8 protein-coding genes are annotated in these 11138 nt (G+C 68.6%); 5 read left to right on the forward strand and 3 right to left on the reverse strand.

From position 1 onward, the window contains the following. Nucleotides 1-44: 44 nt before the first annotated feature. A complete protein-coding gene (locus KBX34_RS23540) occupies nucleotides 45-3152 on the reverse strand; it encodes a M14 family metallopeptidase (protein WP_210926962.1) in 3108 nt (1035 codons plus the stop codon). 463 nt (nucleotides 3153-3615) lie between these two features. Here KBX34_RS23540 and KBX34_RS23545 point away from each other — a divergent pair, with 463 nt between their 5' ends. The 5 genes from KBX34_RS23545 to KBX34_RS23565 all read left to right on the forward strand — a co-directional run bounded on the left by KBX34_RS23545 (nucleotide 3616) and on the right by KBX34_RS23565 (nucleotide 9654). Further along, complete coding sequence (locus KBX34_RS23545) at nucleotides 3616-4833, forward strand: hypothetical protein (RefSeq protein ID WP_210926965.1); 1218 nt, start codon at nucleotides 3616-3618, stop codon at nucleotides 4831-4833. Beyond that, a complete protein-coding gene (locus KBX34_RS23550) occupies nucleotides 4751-5518 on the forward strand; it encodes a bifunctional 2-polyprenyl-6-hydroxyphenol methylase/3-demethylubiquinol 3-O-methyltransferase UbiG (protein ID WP_210926967.1) in 768 nt (255 codons plus the stop codon). The genes KBX34_RS23545 and KBX34_RS23550 overlap by 83 nt, the downstream gene beginning before the upstream one ends. Nucleotides 5519-5572: 54 nt before the next feature. Further along, nucleotides 5573-6883, forward strand: a complete 1311-nt coding sequence (locus tag KBX34_RS23555; RefSeq protein WP_210926970.1) for a phenylacetate--CoA ligase family protein — start codon at nucleotides 5573-5575, stop codon at nucleotides 6881-6883. 157 nt (nucleotides 6884-7040) lie between these two features. Further along, nucleotides 7041-8270: a hypothetical protein gene (locus tag KBX34_RS23560; RefSeq protein WP_210926972.1), complete on the forward strand. Its 1230-nt coding sequence runs from the start codon at nucleotides 7041-7043 to the stop codon at nucleotides 8268-8270. A gap of 7 nt (nucleotides 8271-8277) precedes the next feature. After that, nucleotides 8278-9654, forward strand: a complete 1377-nt coding sequence (locus KBX34_RS23565) for a hypothetical protein (protein ID WP_210926973.1) — start codon at nucleotides 8278-8280, stop codon at nucleotides 9652-9654. On the opposite strand, the gene KBX34_RS23570 is transcribed toward KBX34_RS23565, so the two are convergent. Further along, a complete protein-coding gene (locus KBX34_RS23570) occupies nucleotides 9638-10768 on the reverse strand; it encodes a DegT/DnrJ/EryC1/StrS aminotransferase family protein (RefSeq protein WP_210926975.1) in 1131 nt (376 codons plus the stop codon). The two genes, KBX34_RS23565 and KBX34_RS23570, sit on opposite strands and share 17 nt — an antisense overlap. After that, on the reverse strand, nucleotides 10765-11138 hold a 374-nt coding region (locus KBX34_RS23575), incomplete at its 5' end, for a glycosyltransferase (protein ID WP_210926977.1). The genes KBX34_RS23570 and KBX34_RS23575, both read right to left, overlap by 4 nt.

Consider the following 11138-nt stretch of genomic DNA (forward strand, 5'->3'; position numbering starts at 1 on the left):
AGGTGCGCCGGGGGTCCGCGGACCCCCGGCGCACCTCGCCGCCGTCAGGAGCGGGGCGCCCCGGTGAGGTGGGTCAGCGAGCGGGCGACCAGGTCATCGCGGGCCGCCGGAGGCAGACCCTCCAACCCGAAGCCCAGATACACCGTGTCCCCGGTGACCACCACCGAGCCCTCCTCGAACGCCTGCTGGCTGCGCGACCAGTCGATGGCGTTGCCAGCGGAGCCCGGCGGTGGGCCGGCCACCGTCCAGCCACCCAGGTCGGCCGACTCGAACGAGGTCTCCGCCACGGTCGACCCGTCGACCAGCACCCGGGCGTCGTCCAGGAAGACGCCGAGCCCCTGGGTGCCCCAGTCCGAGGCGTACGTGATCGACACCTCGACCTGCTTGCCGGCGTAACCCGACAGGTCGACCACGAACTCCTTCCAACCGCTCGACGTCCCGGTCGCCGCGTTCCAGGTGCCGGTGCTCCCGGTGGGGGAGCAGTCCGCACCCTGGTAGTGCCCGAGGAACGGGTGCAACTGCTCCACCCAACCCTCGACACAGCTGTCCCCGGTGGCCGTGCTGGTCTTGCCGTTCGCGTCCGGCAGAGTCGTCCAGTCGTCGCTGCCCACCTCGTGCGCCTCGACGAACAGGAAGTCCCAGTTCTGCTCGATCTCGTACGAGCTGAAGAAGCGCAACTCCCCGCTGCTCGCCCCGGTGAGATCCACCGTGCGCGTCAGCCGCTTGTACGACTCGTCGGTCTGCCCGCTGTACAGGTACCACTCACCCGTACGCGGATCGAACGGCGCGCCGCCCGGTCGGGTCCAGCCCACCGGCGCGGAACTGGCGAACTGCGGGAACTCGTCCGGCGGGAGGAAGCTCGACGTGGTCAGGAACGACGCGGTGTGCGCCTGGTTCTCCGCCGAGCCGGGAGCGTTCAGCTGCCCGTTGAAGCCGGTGAACGCTGCGTCGGTACCGGCGACCGGGAACGGCTCACCCTCCGGGCTGGTGCCGCCGTCGCTGACATAGGTGTGCGCGCCCAGCCAGTACTGCTGGAAGTCGTTCAACAGCGGCAGACAGCTGGCGGCCTCAGCGTCGGTGCACTCCGGTGGCGCGTCCGGGTTATAGACGTACGACCCGTTGGCGCCCTGCGCGAACAGCGCGTACTGGCCGCTGACCAGCAGCTTGCCGCCCTCGTTCAGGTAGTCCCGAACGGCCAGTTCGGTTTCCAGGGCAGCCCTGGCTGTCGTGCCGGCCACCTGACCGGGGGAGCGCAGGATCACGTCGTCGCCGGTCTCCCAGACCACCGCCTTGTAGTGCGACAGCACGCCGAGCGGGTGCGGCGCCTTGCGACCCATCGCGTCGAAGTCGTACACGTCGCTGCTGCGCCCGGCGGCGCTCAGCGACGCCGCGACCTCGTCGGCGTACTTCGCGGTGGTGCCGGTCTGCGCCGGGCTGAGGCCGGTGACGTCCTCCATCGCGAGGACCAGCACGTCGCCGCCCACATCGGTGTGCACCCGATAGGTGAAGTGTTCGCTGGCCACCACCCCGGCGCGCGGTTTGTTCCCGGTGAACCAGACCTCCACCCGGTCGCCCGGCTTCGCACCGCTGACCGTGCCCCGCAACTCGGCGTAGTAGTCGTCGTGCGTGTCGCCGTACCGCTCGCCGCCGCGCCACTCGCGGACCGCCACCGTCTTCGGCCGCCCACCGTTGACCGTGTAGTGCATCCGCACGTTCTTCAGCGCACGACGGGTGATCGAGGCGACCTGCTGGGTGCGCCCGTACGAGGTGTCGAAGGCGTCCACCACGAAGTCCGGGGTGCTCCGACCGACCACCGAGACCGGGTCGTCCGGGTCCGCCGCGGACCGGGCCACGGCCAGCGCGAACGGAAGGTTCTTGCCCACCTCGCCGGCGATCAGCGCCTCGTCGTCAGGGAAGATGAAACCGCTGACGCAGTCCTCGGGGCGCCACTGGTCGTCCGGGTCGACGGCCGAGGCGGCCTCGCAGGTGGACATCTCCGGGGTGAAGCCCAGTGTGCCGTACCTGACGGTGGCGTGGCTGTCGGTGTCACCGTTGGTGGTGTACAGCTCCGCAGAGATGTCCGGGTCGTAGCCGGGCACCGCCGGGTGCGCGTCGTCACCGGCCATCGCCTCGTAGATCACGTCGTCCGGGGTGGGGGTGCTGACCTGCCAGCCGACGCCGTAGAGCAGTAGCTCCGCCGCCGAGTGGTAGTTGACGAAGAACTCGAACCCGACCCGCTTGAAGAGCCGGTCCAGGGCCACGGTCTCCGGCTCGGAGTTGGGGCCCGGGCCCCGGTAGGTCTCGCTGTTCGGCTCCGGTGAGGAGCCTTCGTTGTCGTACCCCCACTTGTAGCTGAAGTTGCGGTTCAGGTCGACGCCGTCGCCGGCGCCGACCTGCCCGTCGCCGTTGTTGTCCCGCAGGTTCTTGCGCCACAGACGGTTACCGGGGGTGAAGGTGAAGTCGTAGCCATCCGGGTTTGCGACCGGCAGGAACCACAGCTCGGTCGTGTCCAGGAGTTTGGTGATCTCCCGGTCGGTGCCGTAGCTGTCCAGCACGTGATGCATCAGCCGGCGGGTCATCTCCGGCGTGATCCACTCGCGGGCATGCTGCGCACCGGCGTAGAGCACCGCCGGTCGCCGGCCGTCCGCGACCGTCCGCGCGTTCTTGGTGACCTTCACGGCGACGATCGGCTGCCCCTGCTGGCTGCGGCCGATCGTCTCCACCTTGGTCAGCTTGGGATACCGGGCCGCGGTGGCGTTCAGCTCGTCCCGCAGGCCGCCCGGCTCACCGTAGGGACGGAAACTCGTCCAGCCGGCCGCGGCCTGCTCCCGCAGCGCCTGCGACGCATCCTTGCCCCGCACCTTCTTAACCGACAGTGGCACGCCCTTGTCGGTCAACCGCTTCGCCTGCCGTCGGCTGAGGACCGTCTCGACGGTCGTGCGGCCGGCCGGGTCCGTCTTCGCATCGTGGCCGAGGTCGACCCCCGCCGCGCGCAGCTGGTCCCGCTGCTTCGCGTCGACAGTGCCGACGTACACCTCCAGGCCGTCGCGGGCGCCCGGATCGGACGGTGGCCGCGCGCTGGCCGGTGGGGTGAGTGCCAGTGCGCCGAGCAGGGTGACCACGCTGGCGATCGCCAGTCGTCTCGGTCTCATCGCGCCTCCTTGAGTGAAGGACCTGTAGGCGCGAGCCTTCGGTGCGGCGTGGTAGGTGTCAATAGGTCGATGGGCGCAACGTCGCTGACCGTGCCGACGTCGCTGCCGTAGGTGGCGGTCGAGCATGCGACTCCGGCTGACGTCGCCGCTGGTGCTGAATTGAGGTTGTCCGCGTGGATCGGATGACGGTGTGAAGCTTCAGACGAGGACCATAAAACCTTTCATTACTTTTGGTGCCTTTGGGCCGATATGGTGCCGAGGTGTGTTTCGCTAAGAATGTTCTGCGGCCTAGAGAGGCCGCGCTGTTGCGCAACCGGCTCGAACAGCGAGCGGCAGCGGAATGCTGAGCTCTCCTGTAGTCACGGCCCCGCGTTTCGGCCGGCGGCGCGATGACCTGGGCCCCTGCTCCGACGTCGCCAGTTCTTGGGTTACAAGAACCTTCCGCTGCTATCCGGTCAGCCTGGTGATGCTCGCGCCGTACGTGCTGTTCGTCCTGCCGGTAGCGGTGGTCTACGAGAACCCTGACCTCGGGTTTCTGGTACGCCTCATCGGCTTGGCGCTGGCCGGCAGCGTGCTGGTGGAGACGGCCGCGCTGCCCCTGCGGAGATCGGCGCTGCCCGGCTGGGACCGGGGCGTACGGACGGCGAATGACCATCCGCGCATCTACCTAGTGGCTCGCGGTGTGACGATGGTCAGCATCCTCGCGGATCTGACCGGCGCTGCGGTCGGGCGGGGGACCATCTTCACCCAGGTATCCGGTAGCCTTCCCGACTCGCCCCTCGCCAGCCTCTCCGCCTTGGTGTCAGGCTGGTCGGCACTTGCCGTCGCGTTGCTGATCGCGTCAAGCCTCGGCGGCCACGCCAGCAAATGGGGCGTTGGTGGCTGGCTGCTCGCGCTGACGCTGACCCAGGCAATCCTCGTCGTCATGACGGCCCGTGCCGCGCCGTTGCTCGGTTTCATCTCGTTCCTGGCAGCGGCAGGCGTCATCTCGGGAGTTGTCCGGGCTCGCTATCTGGCGGTGGCCGCAGTGGTACTCGCCCTCGCCTGGCCCGCCCTCTTCGAGTTGCGCAACGAGGTTCGTCAGGGCGGCGGGGTCAGCGTGTCTGAGCAGGTCACGGCCGACGACCGCCTTCGGCTCGACCTTCAGGTCTCGGCGGTCGCACACCACCGGGTGCCGGTGGACGTGCCACAGCCCGGCCCCGCGGACTACCTGCGGTACGGGCTGGTGCCCCGGGTGCTGGACCCGGACCGTCCCACCATCTCCACCGGTGCTGTCATCAGTCAGTACCTCGGCAGCAGCGCCACTTCGGCCTACAGCTTTCTGGCTCTGGGCAACATTTACTTCCTCAATGGACCCTGGGGTGTCGTGGTCGTCTACGGGCTGTGGTCGGCGCTCGTAGTCCTGCTGCTGCGCTCGGGTGGAGCGCCCGGTCCGGTGCGCCTTGGCGTGCTCTGCTTCGCGCTCGCCGGCCCGCTGCTCTGGTCCAGCACATACCCGGATTCCATGATCGCCTTCATCCAGCATCTGGTGTCGGCGGTGCCAGTTTTCGTGCTGCTTCGCCTTACCGGCAGGAGTGGCACTTCGGTAAGGAGGCGACATGCAGGCAAGCGTTGTCAGGCAGGAGTTGCAGAGCTTGGCCAGGCGCTACCCGCTCGAGTGGCGGGCACGGCTCGAGTATGAGGTGGAGCGGCAGACGTTCCACATCGGGCTGGTATCCGAGCTTGCGCCCGCCGGCGCCGTCGCCGACATCGGAGGCGGGACAGGGCTCTTCTCGGCCGGGTGCGCCGCCTTGGGGATGTCCGCCACCTTGATCGACGACTTCGCGGACCCGGTGAACGAGGCCCGCACCGATGAACTGCTGGACCTGCACCGCAGTGTCGGCGTCAAGATTGACGTTCGTGACGTCGTCCGGGACGGACTGGGCCTGGCACCCGGGTCGGTCGACGTCATCACCACCTTCGACAGCATGGAGCACTGGCACAGCTCACCAAAGCGCTTGTTCGCGGAGGTGACGACTGCACTGCGTCCCGGTGGGTGGTTTCTGCTCGGCGTACCCAACTGCGTCAACCTCCGCAAGCGGATCACCGTCCCGCTGGGTCGTGGCAAGTGGTCGTCTATGGCCGACTGGTATGAGCGTCCGCACTTCCGGGGCCACGTCCGGGAACCGGACGTCGACGACTTGCGGTACATCGCCCGGGACATGAGGTTGACGAGCGTGCGGATCATCGGTCGCAACTGGCTCGGCCGCGGCCACGCCCATCCAATTGTCCGGACGTTGACCCCGGTAGTGGATCGGGTGCTCCGCAGCCGACCCGCTCTCTGCTCGGACATCTACCTGCTCGGACGCAAGGCCCTCGACCGCTGACGGCGGGCCGGCGCCCAACGACGAACCTGACAGCGAGCGAAAGGCACCTGCCCGATGGACCGTTCACTGCTTGGTCGTGCCGTCCTGCATGCCCGTCATCAGGCGCTCACCCGGAAAATCGCCCTGCACGACGAGGACCGGGATCGGGCCTGGATCGAACGGCAGCAGTTGCGACGGTTCAACGACGTGTGGGCGCACTGCCTGGCGGCGGTTCCGTTCTACCGGTCGTGGCACCGGGAGCACGGTCTCCCGGAGCGGATCGACCGGCTGGCGGAACTGCGCGGCTTTCCGCAGTTGACCAAGGAGATCCTGATCGCCCGGCAGGACGAGATCTTCGAGCACGGCCGGATTCGTGAGGCATACACCACCGGCGGCAGCACCGGCCAGCCCACGCGCTATCCCCGTGGCGCGGGCGAGGTCAACAGGCGGTGGGTCGACGCGTACCTTGGCCGACACTGGGCGGGAGTCCGCCCCACTGACCCGACGGTACTGCTGTGGGGACATTCCCACCTCTTCGGCGCCGGACTGCCCGGCCGACTGGCCCACATCAGGCGAAGGCTCGCCGACCTGGTCGTGAACGTCACCCGGGTCAACGCCTACGACCTCAGCGAACCGTCGCTGCGCGCCCACTACATGGCGGTGCGCCGACGCGACCCGGTCGCGATCACGGGCTACACCTCGGCGGTGTTCAAGCTGGCACGGTACATCGAACGAAGCCAGCTCGATCTGGGCGAACCACGGCGGCTGCGGGCGGTGATTCTGTGCGCCGAAACGGCTAGCGACGCGGACGTCGCCCTGCTGGAGCGGGTGTTCAAGGTTCCGGCAGTGATCGAGTACGGCTCGGCCGAGACCGGGGTCCTCGCCATGTCCCGCCGAAGCACGCGGGACATCAGAGTCATCTGGGACAGCTCCGTCTGCCTCACCGACGATGCGGGTGGACTCAGCGTCACTACCCTGACCGATCGCGTCTTCCCGCTGGTTCACTACGCCATCGGCGACCGCATCGAGCCGAGCGACGTGGTGGACGGTAACGCCCTGGCGTTCCGTGCAGTCCTCGGCCGGCAGCAGGACATCGTCAGGGTCGGGTCAGCGCGGGGAACCCTCGATCTGTCCGCGATCCTTCCGGTGCACATCCTCAAGTCGTACCCCGGCATCGTCGGAGTGCAGTTCCAGCAGCTGCGTCCGGATGCTCTACGAATCCACGTCGAGGCTGACCGGCCACTTGACCTGTCGGACGTGGGCGCCTACTTCGTACGCGAACTTCGAAAGGACCATCCCGAGCTGATCGCCGGCTCAATCAGTTTCGCCCAGACCTCCGATCCTGCCCGGACCCGAGCCGGCAAACATGCCCTCTTCGTCCCATGAGATCAAGAGCTGCTCTTGCTCACCGTCCGTTTCTGAGACGGGCGCAAGTCGTTTGACAATGGTGCCGACACCTCAGGCTGCCTTCTCCTCCCCGGTCGGAATCGCCCCACGTCGAGTGCTACACCCCCGGCGATCCGCGCGCGCCCCCGGCAGGCGGGTGACCTGGGTCCTGCGGCACTACCCGATCTCCATCCTGGTGCTGGCGCCGTACGCGCTGCTCCTCGTACCGATGGCAGTGCTGTACACCAACCCGCAGACCATGTTCATCCTCCGGCTGCTGGGTGCGGCGCTCGTCGGCACGCTGATCGTCGAGACGACTGCCCTCACGGCTCGTCCGCAACGGCGCTGGCGTCCCAGCGTCGCCGCGGTGAACGCCTCCCACCGCTACGTGTACGTGGTGGCTCGCCTCGTCACCGTCATCAGTGTCGCTGCCTCGATCACCGCTGCCCAAGCGGGTCAGGGCACCATCTTCACCCAATTGGATGACGAGGTAGCCACCTCTCCGGTAGCCAGGATCGCCGCTCTTTCGGCCGGTTGGTCCTATCTGGCCTTTGCGCTGTTGGTCGCCAGCTTCCTCGGTGGCCTCGCCGGCCGCAGCAGGGTGGGCTGCTGGATCGGTCTCCTGGTGGCTGGACAGGTCGTGACGGCGGCGCTCACCGGAATAACTTCGCCCCTGTTCGGCTACCTGTCGTTCGCCGCCGGCGCCGGCGCGATCTGCGGTCTGTTCCGTGTGCGGGAGGTGGCGCTCCTCGGTGCGGCGATTTTGTTGGCGTGGCCAACCCTGTTCGCCTTGCGCAACGACATCCGCGCTGACGGCGGGGTGAGCGTGGCCTACGACGTCACGGCTGGTGACCGGCTACGGCTCGATCTGCAGTTGGCCCACGCGGCCGATCACGACGTTCCGGTGGACGTCGGGCAGCCTGGCCCTGCCGAGTTCGTCCGGTATGGCCTGGTTCCACGGATCCTCGACCCCGACCGACCCGCGATCTCCACCGGAGCACTGATAAATCAATATCTCGGCGGCGCCGCAACCTCGTCGTACAGCTTTCTCGCGCTCGGCAACCTGTATTTCCTCGTCGGCTGGCTGGGTGTGCCGCTCTACTATGCCGGGTGGTCGGCGTTGGCAGTGCTCCTGCTCCGGGCACGCGGTGCGCCGGGGCCGATCCGGCTCAGTCTCCTCTGTTTCGTGCTGGCAGGCCCGCTGCTCTGGTCCAGCGGCTACCCGGATGCCATGATCGCTTTCCTTCAGCACATGGTCGCCGCACTGCCCGTCTTCGCGGTGCTGTTGCTGTTGAGGGGACGAATGCGGGGCCGGCATGCCATCGATGGGAGGCCGGCGCTCCGGTTGTCGCCGACTGCGGACCCGCGGACGACGCGGTGGGTCTGATCGAAGAATGACCGACCCACTCAATTCGACCGCGCTCCGTCCCCGTAGGCGGCCGAACCGCGCTCGCGCCCTGGTCCAGGGCTTCATCGGTGGTCGTGCGGTGTGGGCGGTCGTGACGGCGGCTCTGTCGAGTCTGGGCAATCTGCTGCTCTCGTTGACCGTCGCGCGGCTGGCGCCGATCGACGACCTGGGCCGGTTCGCCCTGGCCTTCTCCCTTTACGTGTTGGTCACCGGCCTGTCCCGGACGGTGGTGACCGAGGCGGTACTGGTCGAGGCGGCGGCGCAGCCGGCTAATCGTCCTGCGGTCACCGCGGGCAGTCGTCGTGTAGCCGCCGTCGGCGTCGGGTGCGCTGTCCCGCTCCTCGCCGCTGGGATCATCGACCGCTCCGGCTACCTGATTCTCGCCGGCATCGCGCTGCCAGGGCTGTTGCTGCACGACTACGCGAGAAACGTCGACGTGGGAGTGGGACGACCGCGCCCTCCGTGCGCGCGAGAGGCGGTCTGGACCGTGCTGACCGCGCTCGCGGCTCTGCTGGGCCTGACCAACGTCGTGGGTCCGGCGGTCGTCTTCGGCCTGTGGGCGGGCACCGGTGCCCTTCTCGGCTGCGCCACGGCTGTGTTGAACGGTCATCAGGTCAGGCCGGGCTGGCGCATGGACCGTGCCGGCAGCCGTGCATCCGCCAGCTATGGGCTTCAGTTCCTGCTCACCGCCGGCTCAGCCCAACTCGCCCTGACGGCGTTGGGCGTGACCGCAGGCATGGCGGTCGTGGGCTCGTTGAGCGCCGGACGTACCCTGCTCGGTCCGGCGACGCTCCTCGTGGGAGGCGCCTCCCCGCTGGTCATTCCGCACCTCGCCCGTCTTCGGGTGGCGACGGGATCCGCACGGCGGCGAGACGCCGCGCGGGTCACGATCGCCCTGCTGCTCGCCACCGCACCGGCCTGCCTCTTCGTCCTCCTGTTGCCCGACCGCGTGGGAGAGGCGGTCCTCGGAGATAACTGGCGGCACGCGGAGCCGCTGTTGTGGCTGCTCGCGTTGGAGGTCCTACTCGGGGGGGTGGCTATGGTGGGGTTCGCGGGGCATCGGGTTCAAGGTGCCGCACGGCGGGCGCTGCTCCTCGGCGGTGCGCTCGGCGTCCTCAGAGTCCCCGTGGTGGTCGCATCCGCCGTGGCGTGGGGGGCGGTCGGCGCCGCGGTCGCCCTGGCGCTCATGGGGTTGATCAGCGCTGCGGCCTGGTGGGCCAGTTACCTGCAGATCACCAGCGGCAGTCGCGATGGTGGTGTGCACGCCGGGACCAGGGGACCAGCAGGTACGCCGCAGACTACTGCGGGCACCGCTGGGCGCGGGCCCACGCTCTCCGCGCCCAGCGTCAGCGGCAGTAGTTGATCCCGGAAAGCGCGTTGCGCACCCGGTCCACAATAATCTTCAGGTCCACGTCCGACAGGTCGGCGTAGGTCGGCAGGTTGATGCCCCGCTGGGCCAGGTCGGCGCTGACGGGGTGGTCACCGCCGGCGTCCGCGTACGGCGGCAGGTGCGGGATGGGAACGAAGAATGGACGCGTCTCGACTCCGAGCAGGTCGAGCGTCCGGGCCAGTTCGTCGCGGAGTCCCTCCGTACCCGCAGGACCGACGAGGAAAGACGCCATCCACGGTGCGCGGCGAACACCTGGGCCGACCGGCTGAGGGCTGAGCAGCGGAGGATTGCTTAGATCACGCTCGTATGTGGCGATGACCCCCTCCCGCCGGCTGATGATCTCGTCAGCGCGTTCGAGTTGGGCGCAGAGCAGTGCCGCCGCCAGGTTCGTGAGCCGATAGTTGAAGCCGACGACGGGGAAGAAGTAGCGCCGACGTGGGTCCATGCCCTGGTTGCGTAGCAGCCGCATCCGGTCGGCCAGCCCCGAGTCGGAGGTCGTGACGCAGCCGCCTTCACCAGCCGTGATCACCTTGTTGCCGAAGAACGAGAAGGTGGTGGCGTCGGCCAGGTCGCCGGTCGGGCGGCCGTCCAGGAGGGCGCCGAACGACTCGGCGGCGTCGGCGACCAGGAGCAGACCGTGCTGCTCGCAGAGCGCCCGGAGCGCGGGGTAGTCGGCCGGGTGGCCGTACAGGTCGACGGCTACAACGGCACGGGTACGGGGACCGACAGAGGCCGCGACCTGTTCCACGTCGATGCACCAGGTATCCGGTGACACGTCGACGAAGACCGGGCGGGCGCCGCAATAGGTCACCGCGTTGGCGGTGGCGATGTAGGTCAGAGCCGGAACGATGACCTCGTCGCCGGGGCCGATTCCAGCTGCCGCGAGGACGAGGTGAATCGCCACGGTGCCATTGCCGGTGGCCACGGCCGCCGTCGCACCGCACCTGGCCGCGAACTGTTCCTCGAACTTCCGTAGGTATGGCCCCTGCGAGGAGATCCAGCCGCTGCGGTAGGCGTCGACCAGGTACCGTTCCTCAAGATCGGACAGGCAGGGGCGGGCAACCGGATAGCGATCCTGTGCGCTCAACGGGCTCCTTTGGTCAGCAAGGTCTCGGCGAACGACGATCGAGGAATCGGCCCTGGCCGGCCCGCCCGCACCCAGTCCAGCACGGCGATGTAGTCGGCGGCGGTGTCCCGCCATGTGCGTGCCGCCAGGAGCGCCCCAGCTGCCCGAGAGGCGCGCGCGTAGTGCTCCCGTTCCTCTAGTAACCGCCGGACGGCCGCAGCGAGGGCAGCCGGGTCGTGTGCCGCGAAGACAGCTGCGTCGGCTCCGGTGAAGTCGAGCTGGGCCAGCAGAGGTTCCGAGTCGGCGCAGGCTACCGGGACCCCCCAACTGAAGGCCTCTAACATGGCCCCGCTGGCCGCCTCCCACAGGGACGGCACGACCACCGCCGAGG

This window comes from Micromonospora sp. M61 (assembly GCF_018070245.1).
Classification (GTDB): Bacteria; Actinomycetota; Actinomycetes; order Mycobacteriales; family Micromonosporaceae; genus Micromonospora; species Micromonospora zamorensis.